Source organism: Aliikangiella maris, assembly GCF_040719265.1.
GTDB classification, from domain to species: domain Bacteria; phylum Pseudomonadota; class Gammaproteobacteria; order Enterobacterales; family Kangiellaceae; genus Aliikangiella; species Aliikangiella maris.
The window spans coordinates 64595-87250 of record NZ_JBFDAH010000019.1; the positions used below are offsets into that span (position 1 = coordinate 64595).

At 38.7% G+C, this 22656-nt stretch carries 22 protein-coding genes; 9 read left to right on the forward strand and 13 right to left on the reverse strand.

Going from position 1 to position 22656, the window contains the following annotated elements; translation table 11 throughout:
* Nucleotides 1–49: 49 nt before the first annotated feature.
* Nucleotides 50–1267 carry a succinyl-diaminopimelate desuccinylase gene (dapE, locus tag ABVT42_RS15880; RefSeq protein ID WP_353895791.1) on the reverse strand — a complete coding sequence of 406 codons (1218 nt, stop codon included), beginning with the start codon at nt 1265–1267 and terminating at the stop codon, nt 50–52.
* A 285-nt stretch (nt 1268–1552) separates the two neighbouring features.
* On the opposite strand from dapE, the gene ABVT42_RS15885 reads away from it, so the two are divergent.
* Entirely contained in the window at nt 1553–2173 is a 621-nt protein-coding gene (locus ABVT42_RS15885; protein WP_353895792.1) for a glutathione S-transferase family protein, read from the forward strand.
* The gene (locus ABVT42_RS15890) at nt 2166–2723 is read left to right on the forward strand and encodes a DUF1415 domain-containing protein (protein ID WP_353895793.1); all 558 of its coding nucleotides are present in this window, start codon (nt 2166–2168) and stop codon (nt 2721–2723) included. The genes ABVT42_RS15885 and ABVT42_RS15890 overlap by 8 nt, the downstream gene beginning before the upstream one ends.
* Before the next feature lie 73 nt (nt 2724–2796).
* Here ABVT42_RS15890 and ABVT42_RS15895 read toward each other — a convergent pair whose 3' ends face one another.
* Entirely contained in the window at nt 2797–4068 is a 1272-nt protein-coding gene (locus ABVT42_RS15895; protein ID WP_353895794.1) for an O-acetylhomoserine aminocarboxypropyltransferase/cysteine synthase family protein, read from the reverse strand.
* Nucleotides 4069–4139: 71 nt separating this feature from the next.
* Nucleotides 4140–4337 carry a CPXCG motif-containing cysteine-rich protein gene (locus ABVT42_RS15900; protein WP_353895795.1) on the reverse strand — a complete coding sequence of 66 codons (198 nt, stop codon included), beginning with the start codon at nt 4335–4337 and terminating at the stop codon, nt 4140–4142.
* A gap of 295 nt (nt 4338–4632) precedes the next feature.
* Here ABVT42_RS15900 and ABVT42_RS15905 point away from each other — a divergent pair, with 295 nt between their 5' ends.
* From ABVT42_RS15905 to can, 4 genes are all read left to right on the forward strand, one after another.
* On the forward strand, nt 4633–6153 hold the full coding sequence (locus ABVT42_RS15905; protein WP_353895796.1) for a YifB family Mg chelatase-like AAA ATPase: 1521 nt from the start codon (nt 4633–4635) through the stop codon (nt 6151–6153).
* 56 nt (nt 6154–6209) lie between these two features.
* Nucleotides 6210–6461 carry a hypothetical protein gene (locus ABVT42_RS15910; protein ID WP_353895797.1) on the forward strand — a complete coding sequence of 84 codons (252 nt, stop codon included), beginning with the start codon at nt 6210–6212 and terminating at the stop codon, nt 6459–6461.
* Between the two features lie 117 nt (nt 6462–6578).
* The gene (gene rep, locus ABVT42_RS15915) at nt 6579–8600 is read left to right on the forward strand and encodes a DNA helicase Rep (protein ID WP_353895798.1); all 2022 of its coding nucleotides are present in this window, start codon (nt 6579–6581) and stop codon (nt 8598–8600) included.
* Between the two features lie 107 nt (nt 8601–8707).
* Nucleotides 8708–9325 carry a carbonate dehydratase gene (gene can / locus ABVT42_RS15920; protein ID WP_353895799.1) on the forward strand — a complete coding sequence of 206 codons (618 nt, stop codon included), beginning with the start codon at nt 8708–8710 and terminating at the stop codon, nt 9323–9325.
* A 205-nt stretch (nt 9326–9530) separates the two neighbouring features.
* On the opposite strand, the gene ABVT42_RS15925 is transcribed toward can, so the two are convergent.
* Nucleotides 9531–9764 carry a hypothetical protein gene (locus ABVT42_RS15925; RefSeq protein ID WP_353895800.1) on the reverse strand — a complete coding sequence of 78 codons (234 nt, stop codon included), beginning with the start codon at nt 9762–9764 and terminating at the stop codon, nt 9531–9533.
* 576 nt (nt 9765–10340) lie between these two features.
* Between ABVT42_RS15925 and ABVT42_RS15930 the strand changes: the two genes are divergently transcribed.
* A complete protein-coding gene (locus tag ABVT42_RS15930) occupies nt 10341–11063 on the forward strand; it encodes a YebC/PmpR family DNA-binding transcriptional regulator (protein ID WP_353895901.1) in 723 nt (240 codons plus the stop codon).
* Between the two features lie 45 nt (nt 11064–11108).
* On the opposite strand, the gene ABVT42_RS15935 is transcribed toward ABVT42_RS15930, so the two are convergent.
* The 6 genes from ABVT42_RS15935 to ABVT42_RS22460 all read right to left on the reverse strand — a co-directional run bounded on the left by ABVT42_RS15935 (nt 11109) and on the right by ABVT42_RS22460 (nt 15804).
* The gene (locus tag ABVT42_RS15935) at nt 11109–11363 is read right to left on the reverse strand and encodes a terminase small subunit (RefSeq protein WP_353895801.1); all 255 of its coding nucleotides are present in this window, start codon (nt 11361–11363) and stop codon (nt 11109–11111) included.
* A 93-nt stretch (nt 11364–11456) separates the two neighbouring features.
* Nucleotides 11457–12326: a phosphotransferase gene (locus tag ABVT42_RS15940; protein ID WP_353895802.1), complete on the reverse strand. Its 870-nt coding sequence runs from the start codon at nt 12324–12326 to the stop codon at nt 11457–11459.
* Complete coding sequence (gene pnuC, locus ABVT42_RS15945; RefSeq protein WP_353895803.1) at nt 12286–12915, reverse strand: nicotinamide riboside transporter PnuC; 630 nt, start codon at nt 12913–12915, stop codon at nt 12286–12288. The genes ABVT42_RS15940 and pnuC overlap by 41 nt, the downstream gene beginning before the upstream one ends.
* 22 nt (nt 12916–12937) lie before the next feature.
* Nucleotides 12938–13192 carry a hypothetical protein gene (locus ABVT42_RS15950; protein WP_353895804.1) on the reverse strand — a complete coding sequence of 85 codons (255 nt, stop codon included), beginning with the start codon at nt 13190–13192 and terminating at the stop codon, nt 12938–12940.
* A gap of 161 nt (nt 13193–13353) precedes the next feature.
* Nucleotides 13354–15615, reverse strand: a complete 2262-nt coding sequence (locus tag ABVT42_RS15955) for a TonB-dependent receptor (RefSeq protein WP_353895805.1) — start codon at nt 15613–15615, stop codon at nt 13354–13356.
* Nucleotides 15616–15804: a hypothetical protein gene (locus ABVT42_RS22460; protein ID WP_465251059.1), complete on the reverse strand. Its 189-nt coding sequence runs from the start codon at nt 15802–15804 to the stop codon at nt 15616–15618. It lies immediately after the preceding gene.
* A 500-nt stretch (nt 15805–16304) separates the two neighbouring features.
* Between ABVT42_RS22460 and ABVT42_RS15960 the strand changes: the two genes are divergently transcribed.
* Together ABVT42_RS15960 and ABVT42_RS15965 are read left to right on the forward strand one after the other, a co-directional pair.
* A complete protein-coding gene (locus tag ABVT42_RS15960) occupies nt 16305–17990 on the forward strand; it encodes a glutamine--tRNA ligase/YqeY domain fusion protein (RefSeq protein WP_353895806.1) in 1686 nt (561 codons plus the stop codon).
* Between the two features lie 680 nt (nt 17991–18670).
* Nucleotides 18671–21184 (forward strand): ExeM/NucH family extracellular endonuclease, encoded by a 2514-nt coding sequence (locus ABVT42_RS15965; RefSeq protein WP_353895807.1) that lies wholly within the window; start codon nt 18671–18673, stop codon nt 21182–21184.
* 39 nt (nt 21185–21223) lie between these two features.
* Here the strand turns inward: ABVT42_RS15965 and ABVT42_RS15970 are convergent, their stop codons facing one another.
* Genes ABVT42_RS15970 through ABVT42_RS15980 form a run of 3 tightly spaced genes read right to left on the reverse strand, consistent with a single transcriptional unit; the run spans nt 21224 to nt 22571 of the window.
* A complete protein-coding gene (locus ABVT42_RS15970) occupies nt 21224–21586 on the reverse strand; it encodes a YbjQ family protein (protein ID WP_353895808.1) in 363 nt (120 codons plus the stop codon).
* Nucleotides 21583–22035, reverse strand: coding sequence for an anti-sigma factor (locus tag ABVT42_RS15975; RefSeq protein ID WP_353895809.1), 453 nt, complete (start codon nt 22033–22035; stop codon nt 21583–21585). The genes ABVT42_RS15970 and ABVT42_RS15975 overlap by 4 nt, the downstream gene beginning before the upstream one ends.
* Nucleotides 22032–22571 (reverse strand): RNA polymerase sigma factor, encoded by a 540-nt coding sequence (locus ABVT42_RS15980; RefSeq protein WP_367024089.1) that lies wholly within the window; start codon nt 22569–22571, stop codon nt 22032–22034. Before ABVT42_RS15980 ends, ABVT42_RS15975 begins: the two co-directional genes overlap by 4 nt.
* Between the last annotated feature and the right edge of the window lie 85 nt (nt 22572–22656).

The window sequence follows — 22656 nt, forward strand, 5'->3', positions numbered from 1 at the left end:
TAGAAGATCAAAGCAGACAAAACTGTCTGCTTTATTATTAGTTTGATAATTACGCATTTTGTTGATTCAGTTGAATCAGTATCTTTAGATACATTAATGCCAGTACTCCCAAATCATTAATTGGTGCCCGCTCATTCGCTTGATGAATTCGGTGATTACATAAGCCAAGTTCAACCACCTGAGTACCTGTTTTTGCAAAAAAGCGCCCATCAGAAGTCCCACCAGCAGTAGACAATTTTGGTTTAAATCCTTGAGTTTGCAAAACGACTTGTTGAACGACTTCGCGCACCAAGGAGCGGCGCGTAATAAAGGGTTCAGCATCAATTTTCCATGTAGCCTCATAGGTCAATCCCGTTGCTGCAGATTTTTTCTCAATGTAATTTATCAATTTTTGAGCCGTTTGTTTGGGAGAATATCGAATATTAAAACAAATATTAACACTGGCAGGAGAAATATTTTCTGCCCCACTATCACATTGATATTTGACAACCTGAAAACTGCTCGCGGGGAAAAAACGACTAGGAAAATCCCATTGTTTGTTTTGAAATTTATAAACTATTTTACTCGCAGCTTTCACCGGGTTAATGATATGCTCCGGGTAACCAACGTGACCTTGCTTACCAATAAAGGTTAAATAACCAGTCAGCGACCCTCTTCGCCCAATTTTAATTGTATCACCAACTTGTTCATCACTACTTGGCTCACCCACTAATGCCCAACAGACCTTTTGCTGTTTTTTCTCTAGCTCAGCTACAACATGATTAACACCATCAATTGCATCGCCTTCCTCATCGCTAGTTAGTACCAAAGCAATATCGATATGCTTTTGCAGACCCAGTTTTTCAAATTGCTCAATTGCAACAACCATTGCAGCAACTGCAGTTTTCATATCGACAGAGCCACGCCCATATAAATACCCCTCTTTTTCGACAGGTTTAAATGGATCGGTATGCCAATTATTAATATCACCCGGCGGTACAACATCGATATGACCAACAAAACAAAAAACGGGTTTACCGTTATCAAAACTTGAATATAAATTGCTGACTTCGCCTTTATCCATGCGTTGATTATTCATACTGAGTTTTGTTAACCGGTTTTCAATTAAAGTTAAGCACTCTGCCTCTAATGGCGTAATCGAAGGCTTTTCTATCAACGCATGACTCAAACTAAGCGTAGCTTGTGTCAGTTCTCTGGCAGAAGGTAGATCAATCGATTCAATTTGTCCCTTTTTAAACGTACGAATTTTTTTGGTTAGTTTCATCATTTATTAACGGCTACAGAAATGCAAACTTAGCCAGCCTAGATGATTATTGTGACAATAATCTTACAAAAAGAAGTGATTTGTGACTTTATTTCTTCGAGTTAATATTTGCCCTACGGATGATACAATCTCATAAAAAAGTTACGTCATTGAAATTTAACGTTCATCACAAAAATAATTATCTCTGAATAAATCATTTTATGTCCTAAATAAATTCAGTTAGAATTTAAATTATGACTGCATAATGACAAAATCAATTAAACTGGTTTAAAGTGAGCTGCTAGCTATATGTATACTGTCTATGGTGATATCAAATCAGGCAACTGTTACAAAGTTTATCTTTTGATGAATTTATTACAGCTTGAATTTAAATGGCAACATGTAGATATTTTGAAGCAGGAAGCATCAACGGCTCAATTTAAAGCTATGAATGCTAATGCTAAAGTCCCTGTATTAAAAATACATCCTAATCAATATTTGTCAGAATCAAATGCGATTTTGAATTTTCTTGCTAATGGAACCAACTGGTTACCTCAAGATCCTTTCACTCGCGCCAAAATATTAGAATGGCAATTCTTTGAACAGTATAGCCATGAACCTTATATAGCTGTTGCACGATTTATTAATCAATACTTGGGATTACCCAAAGATCGTGAGGCTGAGTATGCCAGTAAACAGGCTGGAGGAAATAAGGCGCTCACTATTATGGAAGCCCATCTCAGTAAGCAGGATTATTTTGTTAACCAGCAATATACCATTGCAGATATCTCGCTATTTGCCTATACCCATGTTGCTCATGAAGGCGGGTTCAATTTGTCACAATATCCGGCAGTCGGCGCATGGATAAATAGAATTCAATCTCACCCATTTCACCAACCAATGGCATTAAAAACAACACACAATGATTGAACATCAATTAATCAATTCAGTGAAATACTGGATTGAGAAAACGATAATTGGCTATAATTTTTGCCCATTTGCGAAGAAAGAATTTGAAGCAAGGCGAATTCATTATGAGGTCGTCAATGATTACAACCTGGAAGAACAACTCCATGCCATAGTCAATGAATTCAAGCGATTAGATGCCAACTCAGAAATTGAGACGATAATACTTATTCTTCCCGTCGGCCTGGAAAGTTTTTTTGATTATTTAAATTTTCTGGATATTGCCAACGAACTCTTAGTAGAGCAAGGGTATGACGGAGTCTATCAGTTAGCTAGCTTTCATCCTGACTATTGTTTTGAAGGAACCCGCCAAGACGATGCAGAAAACTTTACTAATCGCTCTCCCTATCCTTTAGTACATATATTGAGGGAATCGACTGTCGAAAAAGCCATTGCTAAGTATCCCGATCCTGAAAAAATTCCTGAGCGAAATATTGCAGTAGCCCGGCAAGCGACCAAAGTACCTTTTTTAAAAATACTACAGGAAAGTAAAGATTACTCTGGCAATCATTGATCCATGATACAAGCCAGAGGATAAAAGATTTTCCCCATCAACCGATGGGGAATGATTAATCTTTGTTGTTATCTCAAGCCTTTTCCAGAGCTTGTGAAACATCCGCAATAATATCACTAATATTTTCAATACCAACAGATATCCGTATTAAATCTTCACTCACCCCAGCCGCCGCCAATTCTTGAGCATTCAATTGACGATGCGTTGTTGATGCAGGATGACAAGCTAAAGATTTAGCATCGCCAATGTTAACCAGTCGCAGTATCATTTGCAGGCTATCAATAAAACGAGCACAGGCTTCAATACCTCCTTTAATACCAAAACTCAATATACCTGAAGCTTGCCCCTGGGTGATAAGCTGACAGTTTTCATAATAAGGACTATCCGATAATGCCGCATAATTCACCCAGTCAACTTTTTCATGGTTTTGCAAAAAGGTAGCCAGTTCAAGCGCATTTTCGCAATGGCGCGCCATTCTCAGTCCCAATGTCTCTAGACCTTGTAAAATCTGGAAGGCATTCATCGGCGAAATAGCTGCACCAGTATTTCTTAGCGGAACCACTCGGCATCGCCCGATAAAGGCAGCAGGCCCCAGTGCTTCAGTATAAACGACGCCATGATAAGAAGGATCGGGCTCATTTAGCATTGGATATTTTGCCGCTTGTGCTACCCAATCAAACTGGCCTGAGTCAATGATTATCCCACCAATTGAAGTACCATGCCCACCAATGTATTTGGTGAGTGAATGAATCACAATATCTGCACCAAACTCGATGGGACGGCATAGATAAGGTGTTGCCACCGTATTATCAACGATTAACGGTAGGCCATGACGATGAGCGATTTCAGCTAATTTTTTAATGTTTACGATGTTGCCAGCAGGATTACCTATCGACTCACAAAAAACAGCTTTGGTTTGAGCATCGATTGCTTGCTCAAATCCATCAAAATCACCGGCATCTACCAGTTTGACTTGAATACCTTGATTCGGCAAAGAATGTGCAAATAAATTATAAGTACCACCATAGAGCTGACTGGTACTGACAATATTATCACCGACTCGGCAAATTGCCTGAATTGCATAAGTGATTGCTGCCATCCCCGAGGCCACAGCTAAGGCCCCAATTCCCCCTTCCATTGCAGCTAGGCGTTGCTCCAAAACATCGGTGGTCGGGTTCATAATTCGCGTATAAATATTACCAGGAACCTTCAAGTCAAACAGATCAGCACCATGCTGAGTATCATCAAATGTGAACGAAGTTGTCTGGTAAATTGGTACTGCCGCGGCTTTTGTTGTCGCTTCTGATTGATAGCCGTGATGAAGCGCTAGTGATTCAAGTTTCATTGTAACTCCCACAGTTTTAGTTGCTTTTTTTAATTAAGATTGATTGCTTTTGGTTACCAATACTGACGATATTACTCATCTTCAGTTTTAGCATATAGTTCAACGCCATTTCCTGAATCGATAGTCACATCGAAGACAATCGGCCGACAACAAACCTGGCAATCCTCAATATAGTTTTGTTGTGTCTCAGAACAATCCACCAATACCTCAATGATTTCCCAACAATAAGGACACTGAATCGATGTTTGCTGCTGAATGAAATCGTTCATTTTATGGTCTAAATTTTACATTTTCGAATAGCTCAACTTGAACATTAATTACGATTTAATTCAAGTGAATTACCAATCTACTTACTTAATAAAAAAGAATAAAGGCTATTTTTTTAACTTGCTCACAAATAAATAGTTTGCGATTTTATTGCAAAACCTTATTTTATTGATAATTGTCTGCAACTTTCTTACAGTTCAGATGGCAGATCTCGCACAAAATTCAACGGGTATTTCGCCTAGTGCTCCTCCTATATTTATATTTAAATAACCGCCTTAACGATTACCAGGGATGTTAATGGCACTCTCAATCATTTATACAAGAGCAGGTGTTGGCATCGAAGCTCCGCCAGTCACCGTCGAAACCCACCTGTCAAATGGTCTTCCAAGTTTGAATATTGTGGGATTGCCTGAGGCTGCCGTAAAAGAAAGTAAAGATCGAGTCAGAAGCGCATTAATCAATGCTCAATTTGAATTTCCAGCAAGACGCATCACCATTAATCTTGCACCAGCCGATCTCCCTAAAGAAGGTGGACGTTATGATTTGCCTATAGCTTTGGGCATTTTACTTGCTTCAGAGCAAATCCAAACAGATCAAATTCAGCAATTTGAATTTATGGGGGAATTGGCCTTATCAGGCAAACTTCGCCCGGTTAATGGCGTGTTGCCAGCGGCGTTAGCAGCCAAAAAGGTTCAACGGCGTTTACTGGTTCCCACTGCAAATTTAGTCGAGGCACAACTGGCAGGCGAAGAACATGCTATTGGATGTGACCACTTACTTAATGTGTGTGCTTTTTTACAGGGCAAAAAACAGCCAGCAGCTCTCCCTCAATCTGTTATTTCGAGTTCGCCTCCCCCCCATCCTGACTTACTCGATGTTAAAGGACAGTATGCCGCAAAACGAGCGTTAGAAGTTGCTGCAGCAGGCAGACATAACCTGCTGTTTATTGGTCCGCCCGGTACGGGTAAAACGATGTTGGCAACCCGGCTGGCAGGGATTCTACCCGAAATGACTGAACAAGAAGCGATTGAATCAGCAGCAATTACCTCTGTTAGTCACCAAGGGCTGGACACCGCTCACTGGCGTCAACGCCCTTTCAGGAGCCCGCATCACACCGCATCGGCAGCAGCGCTAGTGGGTGGCGGCAGTAACCCTAAACCGGGGGAAATATCTTTAGCCCATCATGGCGTACTATTTTTGGACGAATTGCCGGAATTCGATCGCAAGGTACTTGAGGTATTACGTGAACCACTTGAATCAGGCAATGTAACAATTTCTAGAGCCACCAGACAAGCAGAGTATCCTGCCAAATTTCAATTTTTAGCCGCTATGAATCCTTGTCCTTGCGGCCATTTTGGTAATCCCAAAGGGATATGCCGATGTACATCCGATAAAGTCAGACGTTATTTGCTCAAACTGTCAGGCCCGTTTATCGACCGAATAGACATGCATGTTGATGTACCTGCAATGACGCCTAACGAACTGAAAAAGGCACCAGTTAATAATACCGAGTCATCAAGTCAGGTCAGAAAACGAGTTGTTCATGCGATGCAAAAACAACTATCACGCAGTGGTAAAAGTAACGCTTTACTGACACCGCATGAGCTGGAAAAAGTAGTTAATTTTGCGTCAGGTGCGGAGTCATTTATCTTGTCAGTTCTCGAAAAATTACGTTTTTCAGCAAGAGCTTACCACCGCATTTTAAGAGTTTCTCGTACCATCGCAGACTTGGAAGATTCACTCGAAGTGACACAGCAACATCTCGCAGAAGCATTAAATTACAGAAGACTTGAAAGAATGATCAACCAAGTTGCGTAAATGTTCTATATTTAAATTTTGCTGCCAAACACAGGTTAGCAATCGATGAAAATTATATGAAAAAAGAGATACAAAACGGAAAGGAGCAGACAGAGATGGAAAGACTTTCACCATCAATATTAACCCCTGGAGATTACCAGTTCAGGCCAAACCCTTTTGTTCCCTGGATTGATGTAAAAGTGTTTAAAGAATCATCCAATGAAGATAGTGGCCTGCTGGTTAATTGGGCAGGAGAAATTATTGACGCTGATAAACTGGTTAATCGAGGCGAATGGAAACCTATTCAAAAACAACGCAGTAAGCCTTAAACCTTAACTTTTATTACTAACCTCTAAGAGATTTTAATTCGCAATACACTTGGTTAAATCCGCTCATTCGCCTAAAATGGCTCCTCAATCATCTTTTCAAATATAAAGTACTTCACTTTGTCAGTCGTCCGGTTAAATGAACAACAAAGCATGGCCGTCAAGCAGACTTCTTCTCCACTGCTTGTGTTGGCAGGTGCCGGTAGTGGTAAAACGGCTGTTATTACCCAGAAAATTGTTCATTTAATTACCCGCTGTGGTTATCAACCGAATCAAATAGCCGCTGTCACCTTTACCAATAAAGCGGCTAAAGAAATGAAAGCCAGAGTTGGTAAACTACTAGGAGACTCATCGGTTAAAGGGTTGATTGTTTCAACCTTCCACAATCTGGGGCTCAACATCATTCGTCGAGAACATCGCACAATAGGTATTCGTCAAAACTTTACCATCTTCGACGATCAGGACTCACTGGCGCTTATGCGCGAACTCTGTAAAAAGGATGTCGACGCAGACAAAAGTGAACTCATTGAAATACTTAATCGAATTTCGGCCTGGAAAAATGATCTCAAACTCCCCGATCAGGCGATAGCTCAGGCAAAAGATAATGATGAATTATTAGCCGCTAAACTCTATGAAGCCTATACACGTAGTTTAAAAGCCTACAATGCCGTTGATTTTGATGATCTGATTCTGGTACCAACATTATTATTTCAGCAAAACGAAACAATTCGCGAAAAGTGGCATCATCGGATCCGTTATTTATTGGTTGATGAATATCAGGACACCAACACAAGTCAGTATGAATTGGTTAAATTGCTGACAGGCAAACTTGGCAACTTTACAGTGGTAGGTGATGACGATCAGTCGATCTATTCCTGGCGTGGTGCTCAACCAAAGAATCTAGAGCTTTTACAAAAAGATTTTCCTAATTTAAAAGTGGTAAAACTCGAACAAAATTATCGCTCATGCGGCCGTATATTAAAATCAGCCAATGTGCTAATTGCTAATAACCCTCATTTATTTGACAAAAAACTCTGGTCCGATAAAAACTACGGAGAACCCATTCGAGTTCTGTCGGTAAAAGAAGATAACGATGAAGCAGAACGCGTCGTTAATGAAATCCTCTCAAGAAGAATCAAACAAAATTTAAAATATCGAGATTTCGCCATACTGTACCGTGGAAACCATCAATCACGGCTCATTGAACGCGCGCTGGTCATCAAGCAAGTCCCTTATAAAGTTAGTGGTAGTACTTCATTTTTTGCGCGTGCCGAAATCAAAGATATTATGGCATATCTCAAGTTACTGATAAATCCAGATGATGATAACGCATTTATCCGAATAGCCAATGTACCTCGCCGAGAAATTGGGGCAACAACGCTGGAAAAACTGGGTAGCTATGCCAATCAACGCGGCATAGGTATGTTTGCTGCGATTTTTGAGCTTGGCCTTGAAGAACATCTAACAGGCAAAGGTCTCAGTGCGGTGCGCCGATTTGGCCAGCTAATTGTCAAAGCCAGTGATAACTTAAAACGAGGCGATACCCTAGCAGTACTGAACGAATTATTGGCCTATATCGGTTATCATGGTTATTTATTCGAAACATCAAGCTCACCTAAAGCTGCAGAGTATCGTTGGAGCAATGTTGCCGAACTCCTCAAATGGATTGAAAAAGGTATCGAAGATAATGCGCAAGCAGAAGATCCCTTTGCCACAACAGTAACCAAAATTTGTTTACGAGAAATGCTTGATCGAAATAGCGAAGAAGAAAGTGAGCAAAACGAAGTGCAGCTTATGACACTTCATGCGTCTAAAGGTCTTGAATTTCCTCATGTTTATTTGCTAGGCATGGAAGAAGAGCTATTACCACATAAATCAAGTATTGAAGAAGACAACATTGAAGAAGAACGGCGCTTGGCTTATGTTGGTATTACTCGAGCAAAAGAAACCTTGTCGATTATGGTCGCTAAACAGCGCCAACGCTACGGCGAGATGATTAACTCGGTTCCGAGCCGATTTTTAGAAGAGATGCCTCAAGAAGATCTGGACTGGGAGGAAGATCGTCAACAGCTCAGCGATGATGAAAAACGTGAACGAGGTAAAAATAATCTGGCAAATCTGCGAAAAATGCTTTCTTCGTGATTTCCCTGCAAATAGTGCTGAGATATAATGTCCAGCTCAACAATGTGGGTTGAATGTTTAGTTTTGTCAACTTGCAGTACGATTTTCAGCGATTCGACAAAAGGTAAATGATTTTGAAATCAATTGAGCATTTAATGCAGCGTAATCAAAACTGGGCAAGCTCTATTAAAGAAAAGCACCCGGATTTTTTCCTTCAATTATCTGAACAACAATCCCCGGAATATTTATGGATCGGTTGCTCTGACAGCCGAGTTCCAGCCAATCAAATTATTGACTTACCCCCTGGTGAAGTTTTTGTTCATCGAAATATCGCCAATGTAGTCGTACATACCGACTTAAACTGTCTTTCTGTTATTCAATATGCGGTAGAAGTTCTTAAAATAAAGCATATTATTGTTTGCGGGCATTATGGTTGTGGTGGCGTTAAAGCTTCTATGGAAGATCAACAATATGGGTTAATTGATAATTGGCTACAACACATTAAGGATGTTCAACGAATTCACGCCAGTGAGTTAAAGTCGATTGAAAATGAAAATGAAAAGTTTAATCGTTTATGTGAATTAAATGTTATTGAGCAAGTAAAGCATGTCGCAAACACTGCAATTATTCAATACGCTTGGAAAAAAGGCTATGAGCTCAGTGTACACGGTTGGATTTACAGTATAAAAAATGGCGTAATTAGGGATTTAGATGTTACGCTTAGCGGACAGGAAGAACAAGTTTAAAAATTATAAACAACTGGCAAATGATTCGATTTGAATTGCTATTGAATCATTTGTTTAATTATATTTTCTGCTCAATCATAAATCGTTTAGCCAAATCGTTCTCTCTCGATTTTAAATAAATTTTGAGTGCCATTTTAAAATACAGACTTTTACCTGCCTAAAAACTGATTCAAGCAGCATTTCTAATAACCAAAATGAAAATTTTCTAAATTAGTCGAATGGCCACCTTCATACCATCGACTATCCAGTGTTGTTTTATTTCATTAAAAATAACTCTAGCAATTAATTTTTCTGAATTACCATTTTCATATTCAACATGCATATAACAAAAGTGATCATGTTGTTTTAAAAAATCAGCTAAAAAAACTGATTTTATTTTTTCTGTTTTATCCTGAACACGTCGTTTTGACCAGGACTTAGTCATAATTTCATAATCCATTTTATCGGACTTCTCCTTCAATATATTTAATAAAAAAACCTGCTAAAACGCAGAACAATATAATAAAATAGTAATTCTTGTGCAAAATTTAAAAGGCGAAGAAAAACTGGAAAAGTAAACTAATGGGGAAGCGCCTGCTTATCACATCATTCCTTTGAACAAACGGTTAAAATGATATCTTGATTAATTCTTTTAACCTTTGCTTTTAAACATTGTTTTTTAAAACCTTGAGGTAACGATAATTTTATCGCATTGACACTTTTTCTTAATAAGCTTTTATTCTAATAAATTTATTATTATAGAGTTACTATTTTTATACTTTGATTAAGTAATCGGCGATCAATATAGCTTAGTTGTTCATTCTTTGTCACGTTAATTTTAGTTTTTTACTAGCTGGTGAATCAAAGGTTAACCCCGCCTCATAAGAACCGCTCCCCAATATGATCATCGAATATCTTTCCTATATTGGCTTAAAACTGCTCGAAAAATAGGTAAAATTATCATTGAATAATATTCCCCTCAGCAGAACATATGAGTACAATCGCAAATATTATTTCAACATCAGGATATCAAGATATGGGTCGAGCTTTTCAAAATCGTAAAGAGTCGATGGCAAAAACATCAGATGCCAATGCCAAACTTTACAGTAAATACAGCCGCGAAATTTATGTCTGCGCAAAATCTGGCGGGCATGAGCCAGAGAGTAATCTGGCACTTAGAGGACTGATCGATAGAGCAAAAAAAGACCAGGTACCAACTCATGTCATCGAAAAGGCCATTGATAAAGCCAAAGGTGGTGCCGGTGAAGATTTTGCATTAGCGCGCTATGAAGGTTTTGGCCCAGGTAACTGTATGGTCATTATTGACTGTTTAACCGATAATCCCAATCGAACTTTTGGTGACGTGAGAGTTTGTTTCACCAAGACCAAGTGTAAAATCGGTGCGCAAGGAAGTGTGAGTCATATGTTTGATCATTGTGCTATCTTGGCATTTAAAGGTGATGATGAAGAAAAAGTGCTTGATGCGTTAATGGAAGCAGATATTGATGTCACCGACATTGAAAATGAAAATGAGCAAATCACCGTTTTTGCACCAAATACTGAATATTTTAAAGCCAAACAGGCATTGCTTGATGCGTTTGGGGAAATTGACTTTATCGTCGATGAAATTCAGTTTATCCCTCAAACAGAAACAGAAGTTAGTGGTGATGATGTAGCACTGTTTGAGAAGTTTACAGAAATGCTAAATGACTTGGACGATGTTCAAAACATTTACCACAATGCTAAAATCATTGACTAAAAATTTACCTCAGCAAAAAGGATTTTGCTGTGCACTCAAACAGATTTACTCTGCTTGAGTTTCTTGCCACTGCTGAACCATAGCCAAATCAAAAACCCAATCGTGAAATTGATCACCACGCTGTTCAACAGGCATACCGTCGCGAATCCAGCGTTCGACACAAGTGACGGTTACATCCATTAAATTAGCCAGAGTATCTTTACCAATAACTTTATCATCTATATGAAAATCACTAGAATGACTAACAAATGAACGGTTTTGTCGTCTTTTTGATTGCCGTAAAAAATTAGAACTTCTCATATTTAACTCGTCTGACCAAACTATTATTTTAACTATAGAACATTTAATACGAGTCGGTGAAAAAATAATAAATTTATCAGTTTTATTAATACGCTATTCTTGAATTTTATTCCAGAGCTTGGCAACCAATTGATATAAACTTTTCATTTTATTCAATTTTTCCAAATCGATTTTAATTCCATTTTTTTCAGAATAGTTAAGAATAAGATTATTCTGTCGCTCTTCATTTAATTCAAAATTAACACAGATACCCGCTAAATCAAAAAGTGGATCACCAACCGAGACGTACTCCCAGTCGATAACCGTCAATTTTTCGCCATACAATAAGTTGCCAGACGATAAATCATTATGACATAAACTTTTAGTTTTAAAGTCATGTGACAACAATAAAGCTTCTTCAAGAATACTATCGAGCCGGGATCGGCTTTCAGGCGAATGAGCCAGCGCTTTTCGATAATATTTATAAAGATGATTTTCAATATTTAAGGAAGGCAGCTCAATTTTGCAATGATGGAGTTGGCTTAAAAAAAGGCTCATTTGGTGAACAAATTCTGGCTCATCAAATAAATGCGCTTGTACTTCGTCACCAATAATCCAGTCAAATATTCGAATTTTTTTAGATTCATACCAACATTTTCTAAGCCAGTCTCTAATTTTATGCTGCTTGGTTAAAAACTGATTAACTGCCAAATAGCCATCTTCAGGCAATAGTGCATAGTTTTTTTCATTCACCACTTGAACAAATAAATAATGATTAGCAATTTTTAATTGATAATTATAATTGCTCAGTCCTCCAATCACTTTTTGCCAGTTTTGTTGATTACGAATATCTTGCTCAATTTCAGTCCGCGAAATATTCAATCGAAATTGATGTTTGATTAAATGAGTAACAACTTCAACAACCTGGCTCCAACAAATAGTGTTATGTAGCCACCAAACTGGTTGATTCAATTTGTTTTTCATATCGTTGTTTCCACTTTAACCAACCTATAAACGCTAAAAGAAGATAACTGACAAATAACACCGCAGTTAAAGCAAATCCTTTTTGCAAATAAATAAAAATAGAAACACTATCAATTACAATCCAGTAAATCCAGTTTTCAAGTACCTTTTTTGCAACCATGTAAGTTGTCGCGATAGCAAACCAGGTTGTTAATGAATCTAAATACGCAAAGTCCTGGTCAGTATAATTTTCTAAAAGCCAACCTGAGGCAATGACCAAAATCAAGATGCCTATAATTAATTTCAAATGCCACGAAACGGGCCACTTAATAATCGGTTTTATTATCTCGCCCTGTGTTTTGTATCGCCATTGATAATATCCATAAATAGCCATAACTAAATAATAAATATTTAAAACAGATTCCATGTATAAATTGACATCAAAAAATAAAACACTATAAATTGCCGTACTAAAAAATGCTGCGAGCCAACAGCCTATATGTTCTTTAATTGCTAGCAATAAATAAACAACCGCTAAAATAACCGCCACCCATTCAGCAATTGAGGTTGCTATTAATTGTTCAACAAATTGCTTAAAAAAATCACTCATGACTATTATGCTGGTAATAAAATTATAGTTCAGGCGTTAAATCATTATTTATAAACTTGGCCACAAAAACCTGATGGCCATAAGTAGCAAAGGAATATTCGATTGTTTCTGTGAGTAACGCCATCACTAATCGATAATCACCAAAGATTTGAGTGCTCATGGTATTTGTTATTACCCGAATATCTTTAGCCGCATTTAGCTTTTCAACAATATCTTGAATGATTGATAAAAACTTATCATCTAACGGGTATAAACTTAGCTCAACAGAAATTTTCATTTTAGTATTCCTCTCAATACTGACAATGGTGTCAAATCATATCAGCAGAAGTGACACCAAATTCATATGATGCTGTAAACTCAAAGCAGCCCACAACGCTTAATGCAATTTAACTTGCTGTTCTGTTAGTGGGCATTAGTTAGGCAATAGCAGATAAAATATTAATCAAACTCAATTTGTGCGCTAATTCCAATAACTCGAGGCGCAGCAAACTGATAGTAAGGCTCGACTTCGTAAAGTTTACGAGGGTCATTACCAAAACTGCCAAAGCCACGAGTTTGAATATCTTCATCGGTCAGATTATTCGCAAAAAGATTTACTTGCCAATTATCTTGCTGGTAGCTCACTCGTAAATTTAATAGTTGGTAGTTATCTGATTTTTCATTATGTCGATCTGAAAAATAAAACTCATCTTGTAAGACGACTTCGGGATTAATCATCCAGTTTTCATCTAAATAGAATCGACTGCCGAAAGTGATTTTGTAATCAGGTGAATGCGCTTGGGCGCGTCCATTTAAATCATAAGGAACTGGCGGCGTCGCTTCCAAATCGGCTAAAAAGTGGGTATAACTTAAATATTCGCCAAATTCAGCTTTTAACCAGCCAGCGGAAGCATAAGATTCAATATCATCAGTATGTCTCCACAACGCATCAATTTCTAATCCATAGCTGGTTGAAGATGCAGCATTACCAATATAATCAGTAAAACTACATGGACATGCGCCGCCTTCTTGCAGCAAACGGCCATCCGCCATCGAACGAACTAATGATTGCTTGGTTTGTACATCATCTCGATCTTGATAAAAAGTAGAAATTTGTAAGCGCAACTTTTCTTCTAACCAGTAGCCCTTAATGCCCATTTCGTAATTCCACATAAACTCAGTTTCAAACAACCGTTGATTATCGTTTAAATCACCACTGGCATTAAAACCACCTGCTTTGTAGCCGCGAGAAACCAGTCCGTAAAACATTTTACCTGGCGCATAATGATATTCAGCAGAAACTTTCATTCCCCAGAGATCCTCATCAGGGTGATATTCTGCCTGATTACTATCAGCATAGTCAGCATCACGACTTTCAAAACGACTACCAGCAGTAATCTTCCATTGATCATTTAAAGGAATTTTAACCTGGCCATATAGTGCGCGGTTTGTAGTTTCAAATTGACTGAAGAAATCTTCGCTCTGGTAAGTATATTCACGCTTCAAATCAACCTCTTGATCACGTTGATATACACCCAAGACCCAGGTTAAATCATTTTTTTGATCATATGCTGTCGATGAGTGCAGGCGAATATCAATGCTTTGATTTTTATTATCTCTGATATAATTATCAAAAGACGAATACCACCAGTCGAATCCCCATTCGTCAAAATCACATGCGGTGTTATCACAAATACCTGGGTGACTCCAGTCTTCATCGTAACCATATTCCAGTTCGGAATCAGCGACACTTAATACCGCTTCCAAGCGAAACTGTTGGTTTAACTGCCAATCAACGCTAAGTGCTCCGGCATCTGTTTGCTGACGATCATGGCCGGGCTTATCTGAGTAAGTATTACGATTAGCATCCAAACTAAAAGCATCATATCCATTATCAATATCAACCCAATAATAGTGTCCTTTAATCGTTAAATCTTCAGCCGGTTTGAAAACCAATTGGCCTTTAAAGGCCGACTCTTCAAAGTTATTAGTATTGTCGCGATTTAAAAAGCTATTCTTCATATAACCATCACTTTGATAGTCTTCAAAGGCGGCGCGAAAAGCGAATTCTTCGGTTAAGGAATTACTGATAACACCCGATATTTTACGGCCATTATAATCTTCAAATCGAGCACCTAACTTAGCGTAAAATTCGCTTTCTGGTGAATGAGAAACAATATTGATCAAACCAGCCAAACCATTGGCACCATACAATGTCCCTTGTGGCCCACGCAGAATTTCTACCTGCTGAATATCGAGTAAAGTTGCCGCTGAAGCAATACCGGTTAAATCAATCCCATCAACTACAACACCGACGGAATAATTAACTGGCTCAGCAAACTCACTGCGCTCACCGATTCCTCTAATTTGTACAAAACGTCCTCTCGATGCACCGGTCGCAATATTGACATTCGGTGCTAAGTGAATCAAATCTGCAAAGTGGTTAGCTTGTTGTCTTTCAATCATTTTGCTGTCAATTAACGCGATACTACCAGGCAGAGTCAACAGATTTTCATCTGAGAGTTCAGCGGTAATAACCAGCAAATTTTCTGCCGTCGAGTCGTCTAAAGAATTGCTATCATTACTGGTAAGCGAGTCGGCCGCTTGCGTAACACTGACGATTGTCCCCAATAACATTGCGCTGCTTAGCTTAACAGCTTTTCGCTGTTGAAATTGATTAAGTACTTTCAATGCATTGCTCCAAAATAGTTGTATTGACATTTAGTCTAAAAAGCCGGCCAGTTGACGTTGTAGCGCAGGATGAAGGTAACAAAAGATAGGTTGGCCAATATGGGCCATAATGGTCAAAATCATTTGCACGCCTGTCCCTACGCCGGTATTAACCGGATCAGGTTCAAAGGGTCTGACAGTAAAACAGTGCGGAGCAAACCTTGATGTGTAACCTAACAAATAATAATGATAAAAATCAGTATTTTAAGTGGTAATTTAACACCCGCAACCAACTGAAATCTCAGGTCTTTTAGACCTCCCCTCAGGATTTGGGTGCATTATAACCAAGTCAGATAGGCAAACCTAGTACAAATCGATCTATCCGGTATTGAGCGCTCAATTTCACCACGTTATGGTGAACACCAGTAAGCCTGATTGATTAAACGGTTTAATTCAGCAAGATTGAATGGCTTACAGTATTATTCAGGTAATTCTTGCTTGTATTTCATTTTTTACATAAATATGGCTACGCGCAGCTTATAATCTAGGTTAAAATTCAGAGTTTGAATTTTAACAAAGCGCATTATCTTAATAGTAATTGGTTAATTTGCACTCAAAGCTGATGCTAATAAAACCACTACATACGAACGACGGTTTGCGTCTCGTATCGGATAGTAGCCTTGAAATTAAATCAAATAAATTAATCAATCACCAATAACCGACAAGAGACCGACTGAATCATGAGTACAGAAGCCCCAAAACCGGCCAACTTTATTCGTAATATTATTACTGCTGATCTGGAATCAGGTAAACACCAGTCGGTTCAAACACGTTTCCCCCCTGAACCAAACGGTTTTTTACATGTTGGTCATGCAAAGTCAATCTGTATTAATTTTGGATTAGCCGAAGAATTTAATGGCAAATGTAATTTGCGTTTCGACGACACCAATCCGGCTAAAGAAGAAACAGCTTATGCTGAGGCAATCGCAGAAGATGTCAGCTGGCTTGGTTTTCAATGGGCTGGGGAAATTCATCATGCGGCGGATTATTTTGACGAATTATATGCTTTTGCCGAAGAGCTAATTAATAAAGGACTGGCTTATGTTGATGAGTTATCGGCCGATGAAATGCGCAGTTATCGTGGCACATTAACCCAACCTGGCAAAGACAGCCCTTATCGAGATCGACCAATTGCAGAAAATCTCGATCTATTTGCGCGCATGAAAGCAGGTGAGTTTGCTGATGGAACGATGGCTTTACGCGCCAAAATCAATATGCAATCACCCAATATGAATATGCGCGATCCGGTTATCTATCGTATTAAAAGGCAGCATCATATTCGAACGGGCGACAAATGGTGCATCTATCCTACTTACGATTTCACTCATTGTATCTCGGACGCACTCGAAGGCATTACGCACTCTTTATGTACTTTGGAGTTTGAAGATCACCGCCCCCTTTATGACTGGGTATTAGATAACATCACAATAGCCTGTCATCCTCAACAAATTGAGTTCTCCCGACTAAATCTGGAACATACCGTTACCAGCAAACGCAAGCTCAACCAATTAGTCACTGATGGTCTGGTAAATGGATGGGACGATCCGCGTATGCCAACAATTTCAGGTATGCGTCGTCGCGGTTATACACCAGCAGCCATTCGTGATTTTGTTGTACGTACAGGTGTCACCAAAAAAGTACACACTGTCGAAATGAGCTTACTGGAAAATTCAGTACGCGAAGATTTAGGAGAAACCGCGCCCCGAGCGATGGCGGTATTAAAGCCGTTAAAAGTGACAATAACCAACTACCCAGAAAATAAAGTCGAAGAACTGTCAGCACCCAATCACCCGCAAGATGAATCAATGGGTAATCGTTCATTATTTTTTACTAAAACCGTATTCATTGATGAAGAGGATTTTCGAGAGTCTGCCAACAAAAAATATAAACGACTGGTGTTAGGCAAAAGTGTACGCTTACGCAACGCTTATGTTATTACTTGCGATGAAATGATTAAAGATGAACAAGGCAACATCACTGAATTACTTTGTCATTATGACCCTGACACTCTCGGCAAAAATCCCGAAGGCTATAAGCCTAAAGGCGTTATTCACTGGGTTTCGGAAAGTCACTCTAAAACCGCAGAGATCCGTTTATATGATCGTCTGTTTAATGTTCCAAACCCTGGTTCGGCAGAAGATTTTCTAACAACAATTAATCCCGAGTCATTACAAGTGATTAGTAATGCGAAGGTAGAAATGAGCTTGGCAGAAGCTCAACCGGAACAAACATTTCAGTTTGAGCGAGAGGGTTATTTTTGCGCCGATCGCTATGAGCACCAAAAAGATAAACTGGTATTCAATCGCACAGTTACTTTACGTGACAGTTGGGCAAAAATTGAAGCGAAAGTAGCCAACAATGATTAATTGTTATGGTATGTAAGCATGAATAATTTAATTTATTCATTGAAAAACTAACCTGTTTAACAGCCTTTACTTGAAAAGAGTGACAACAATTTAATTTTGAGTAAGGGCTTTTAAAGTTAGCGGGGTAATTGAGTTACTATTCTCTATTAAAAATAGACAATCCAATTGGTGTTTTAATTTGCATACCTTAAGGTGAATTTTATTCTTTTCCAAGTAATTTCTTATTGGCCAAACTTAAGAAATTTTGGTACTTTACCAGCTTCAATCCAGTGACCACTGTCAGACCAATTACGTTGATTTCTGCACTTCTCTTCTCATACTTCTCTTCTCATACTTCTCTTTCGAACCTAGTGAGCTGAACCCGGTTGGCTTTATTTGTAGATGTTGTCAATTTCGAATTAATTTTCGATATGATACTTTTGAATTAGAATCGTATGAATAATTTTTCATATCATATTGTTTAGTCAACAACAAATAAGCCAAAACATTATTTTCTCTATTTTTTAATTTTTAAATTGCGTGTTCGCTCACACTAAATAAAATTCACTTCATGAATTTGTCATAATACTTCTTTGAAATTTTATTAATTTAAGAGATAAATTCACTCCCCTGTCACAAATTTAAGCAACAGTAGCCTCCAGATATCCGTTTGGTTCTCAGTCATTTTTCTGGAGATGTATATGAAATTTTCATTAATAACGAGTTTAGTGCTTGGTGCATTGGGCTCAACAACACTTACTGCAGCCCCGCAGGATTTATTTATATCTGAATATATTGAAGGTAGTAGCAACAATAAAGCATTGGAAATTGCCAACTTATCTGGTAGCAGTATTGATTTAAGTCATTATCAGATTCGCATGTATTTTAACGGCAAGACAACCGCTGGTTTAAGTATCAACTTAAGCGGCACGTTACCTTCTGGTGAAGTTTATGTTTTAGCGCACGCCAGTGCCAATAGCAGTATTTTAGCCGTTGCCGATCAAACACAAGGTTCAGGTTGGTTCAATGGTGATGATGCCGTTGTACTAACTCGTGGCAATGCAGTCATAGATAGCATTGGGCAAATTGGTGTTGACCCAGGCAGTCAATGGGGAAGCGGTTTAACCAGCACACAAAATAATACTTTGCGACGTAGTCTCAATATATCAGCGGCCGACACCGATCCAAGCGACACTTATTCACCCGAAGCGCAATGGATTGGATATGATACAGATAACAGTGATAACCTGGGAATGCTCGAAGAAGATGACACCGGCAGTAACCCCAGTGAAAGTCAGTGTGGTGATGACGCAACTTATATTCATCAAATTCAGGGAGCAGGTGAAGTTACGCCAATGTCGGGTGAGGAAGTTACTATTGAAGGCATAGTCGTTGGTGACTTTAATGGTTCTAATGCTTTAAACGGATTTTTTATTCAAGAAGAAGCCAGCGACTACGATAATGATGAACTCACTTCGGAAGGCATGTTTGTTTATTATCCAAATGGTGAAGTTACTGTACAAGACGGCGATCAAGTTCGAATCACAGGACGTGTTGGTGAATATCGTGATATGACACAACTAAGCAATGTTACCAATTTAAAAGTATGTGCAACAAATCTGTCAGCAACACCACTTTCAATTTTGCTTCCCTTTACTCAAAGAGAAAATAACGAAGCCATCGAAGGAATGAAAGTTATTTTTGAACAAACCCTGACAGTTTCTGAAAACTATAATTTGGGTCGCTATGGTGAACTTATCCTATCCAATGGTCGTCTTTACAATCCCACTAATGTGGTTGCACCAGGAGAAGCCGCAGTTGCCATGCAAAATGCGAATAACTTAAATCAAATTATTTTAGACGATGCCAGTACACGTCAAAATCCTTGGGTTATTCCTTATCCACAACCAGAATTAACGGCATTTAATACCGTACGCGGTGGTGATACTGTATTTGGATTAACAGGTATTATGCATCAGGCATTTGGCGCTTATCGTATTCAAGCCACTCAACAACCAGACTTTATACCGACTAATTCGCGGACAACACAGCCAGCATTAAACGATTTACTCATCAATGAATCGTCAATCAAAGTTGCCAGTTTTAATGTGTTAAATTACTTCAATGGTGATGGTCAAGGCGGAGGATTTCCAACACCGCGTGGTGCTAATAATCTAGAAGAGTTTAATCGCCAAAGTGCTAAAATCATTGCGGCAATAGCTGAAATGAACGCAGATATTATTGGCTTAATGGAACTCGAAAATGATGGATTTGACAGCGATAGCGCAATAGCTAATCTGGTTAATGGTATTAATCAATTAACAGGTAAAAACTACCAGTTTGTCCAGCCCACCGAAAATCTGGTTGGTAATGATGCAATAACGGTTGGAATTATCTATGATAACAATACCGTTACCGAAAGTGGTCGCGCCGTCAGCTTGGCAACCGGCGCATTTGCAGATAGAAATCGCCAGCCAATTGCCCAAACATTCCGCTCAAATTTATCAAATGGAGAACTAACGGTTGTTGTTAATCACTTCAAGTCAAAAGGAAGCTGCCCGAGTGATGCGACCGATCCAAATGCTGATCAACAAGATGGTCAAGGATGTTGGAATCCGCTGCGAACGCAAGCGGCTGTTGAACTAAATCACTGGCTTGAGAGCAATCCAACCAAGGCAACCTTTACGGTTGACAAATTAATTATTGGTGATTTGAATGCTTATACCAAAGAAGATCCGGTGACGACTTTAGAAGCCCAAGGCTATACTAATCTATTAACCCAATTTGTTGGCGATAGCCATTACTCTTATGTCTTTTATGGTCAGGCAGGGGCACTTGATCATGCCTTGGCAAACGCCGAATTAACCGCTCAAGTTGCCGATGTAGTTGAGTGGCATATCAATGCCGATGAGCCTAGAGTTCTGGATTATAATCTTGAATATAAATCAACGGCCCAACAAACTTCACTATATAATGCGGATCCTTATCGCGCATCCGATCATGATCCTGTTATTGTTGCAATAAATCTACAACCAGAAGTCGATGTTAATTTTGATAAGAAAGTTAATGTTAAAGACATCGTTGCGGTTGCTAAAAATCTACACAAACCAATCAACGCTGCAACTCAACGTTTTGATTTAAACCAAGATAATAAAATTGATTTTAGAGACTTACGTCAGGTAATTCGCGCAGTATTTAATTATCGTTTCAAGTAACAACAAGCCAGGTGAGTATCCTGCCTGGCTATTGATTTTTTATTGCTGACGATTTAATGCTTGTATTATTTCGTCAGCATCTTCAACGACAACCGCCGTACCATAAACCATTAGTTCAGCGGCACCAGCGGTTATTTGTGATGTTGAAAATTGTAATCCAACAATGGCATTTCCACCAAGTTCATGAGCATCCTGCATAATTCTATCCAATACCTGTTCACGGCTTTCAGCAAGCAATTTTGTATATTCATGAATTTCTCCACCAACCATGTTTCGAAAAAATGCCATGAGATCATGTCCAACATGTCGTGCTCGAATACTGGTACCACGTACCAGTCCTAAATGTTTAATAATTTTTTTACCGTAAATAAACTCGGTAGTTGAAAGAATCACTTTATTCATATTTTTACTCGCTTATATTTATCATTTTTCGCGCTCATTATTCGCTGGCGTAAAACACTGAACAATAACAGCAATCCACCTCCCCCTATCGCGCCAACCAGGACTTTCTCTAAAAGGCCAATTTCAGGATTAAGAAATATTTTATAAAAGGTAATCAAGACTAAAACAACACCGCTTAACCCAATTAAAGTTAACCCTAAAATACGTGATGTTTTTGCGACTGGCTCTTTAAAAAGCCGATCCAGATGAATCAGTTCCTGCTCTTGCAAACTTAATGACTGTACTTCATGTCGCATAGTCATCAGCTCTTCATATAACTTTTTGTAGGTAACATCTGTTTCAATTAACAGCGCAACCTTTTGTGCCTCTTGTTGTGTCAATTCACCATCAAGATAGCCTGATATTTTTTCCAACTGGTCATCATTAATATTTGAAAAGTTTTCGCTCATTGCTCTCCTCCCAGGGAAAATCCATCTTTGATGAGTATTTCCCGTAATGCCATTCGAGCACGGTGCAGACGTGACATTACCGAACCATTGGCAATACCGAGTATTTTAGCTATATCTGCATAGCTAAAGTTGTGATAGTCCCTGAGTAAAATAATTTCTTTTTGCTGCATATTCAGTTGATTAATCGCATTTTCCAAAGATTCTTTCAGTTGTAAGCGCTGTAAGGTTTTATCGGGCTCTGAAGATATTGGTGCACTTGAATGATATTCCTCGTGCTCAACTTTTTGCACCCGTTTTTGATGACGCAATATATCAATCGATTTATTACGCACCACGGTAAACAACCAGGGTTTAAATTCTGAATGATCTAATGCTGGTGCACCGGGATGATTGATGCCCTTTTCAATAGAGGACTGAACAACTTCTAATGCATCATCATGATTGTTAAGTAGCCGATAGGCAAGCGCATAAGCCTGCCGTCGGCATTCTTCAAATTCTTCGGATACCTGCATGGTATATTCCTTAAACTTCGTCATTTGTGAAATCACCATCAAATATTACGCGATATGTACTGAAAGTGGTATTTCAAAATAATATCTCTCACGGCTTGGCCGTAAACGA